This is a genomic window from uncultured Campylobacter sp. (assembly GCF_938045345.1).
GTDB lineage: Bacteria > Campylobacterota > Campylobacteria > Campylobacterales > Campylobacteraceae > Campylobacter_B.
Window position 1 is genome coordinate 1 of record NZ_CALIMS010000002.1, and the last position, 1,256, is coordinate 1,256.

Annotated in this window: 1 protein-coding gene; it reads left to right on the forward strand. The window is 50.1% G+C overall.

The annotated features are described in order from the left end of the window. Positions 1–384: 384 nt before the first annotated feature. Positions 385–1,256: radical SAM protein (locus Q0144_RS00195; RefSeq protein WP_298060751.1), on the forward strand; the 872-nt coding region annotated here is incomplete at its 3' end.

Below are 1,256 nucleotides of genomic sequence, written 5' to 3' on the forward strand. Positions count from 1 at the left end.
CCCTAAATTTAAGGATAAATTCAAAACTCTAAGCTTAAAATTTCATCGTAGCGGGGGCGGAGCGTAGAAATGAAATTTCGCATAAAAACGGCGCTAAATTTCGGCACGCAGAAGTTAAATTCCAAGGTATAAATTTGCTACGTAGAATTTTAAAAGCTTGATACAAAGCGTTATTGGCGCGAGGCTTAAGATCGGTATAAACTTGCTACGTAAAATTTCAAAGCGGGATTTTCTAGCTAAATTTTTTAAAAGCAAATTTCAGTAAAATTTCACGAGGCAGAATTTCAAATTAAAATTTTGCAAATTAAATTCCGCAAAGTAAAATTTAAGGCGAAATCTTGCGCCAAAAACGCCGTCATTCGCAAATCAAATCATGGAGCAAAAATGAGATATATTTTCGGGCCCGTGACCTCGCGTAGGTTCGGGCGCAGCCTCGGCATCGATCTAAGCCCGCAGCGCAAGCAGTGTAACTTCAACTGCGTCTATTGCGAGCTGGGCGCGGGCAAGCCGGTGAGCGCGATGAGCGAGCCCTGTGAGATCGGCCCGGTCATCGCCGAGCTGAAAACTGCGCTGCAAAGCCACGTGGGCATTGACGTCATCACGATCACGGCAAACGGCGAGCCCACGCTGCATCCGCGCTTTGCCGAGCTCGTGGACGCGCTAAAGGCGTTGCGCCTGCCGCAGAAGCTGCTCGTTTTGTCAAACGGCTCACTCGTGCGCGAAAACAGCGCTGCTTTAATGAAGCTTGATATTTGCAAATTTTCGCTAGATAGCGTGCTTGCGAAAAGCTTTCGTAAGGTGGACGGTCCGCACGCGGGTATTAGCGCCGAGGATATCGTAAGCGCGATTGCGGATTTTGCGCGTGAGTTTCGCGGTGAGCTTGATATCGAAATCCTAGTCGTGCGCGGCATCAACGACACGCAAGAGGATTTCGCAGCGCTGAATGCGGCTTTAGCTCGCATCAACCCGCACCGGATCGATCTGGGTACGATCGATCGCCCGCCCGCATACCGCGTGCAGGGAGTGAGCGAGGCACAGCTGCGCTATCTGGCCACTTTCATCGAAAATCAAAACGTAAATATCATCGCTGCGCCCAAATACGCAAGCGAGCGGCTGAGCTTTAGCGAGGATGAAATTTTGCGCACTCTCTCGCGCCGTCCGCAGCGTACGAGTGATGTGGAGGCGATGTTTGACGAAGCGAGCGCGCAGCTTTTAAAGCGCCTTATAGATGCTGACAAGGTCGTTTTTAAAGACGG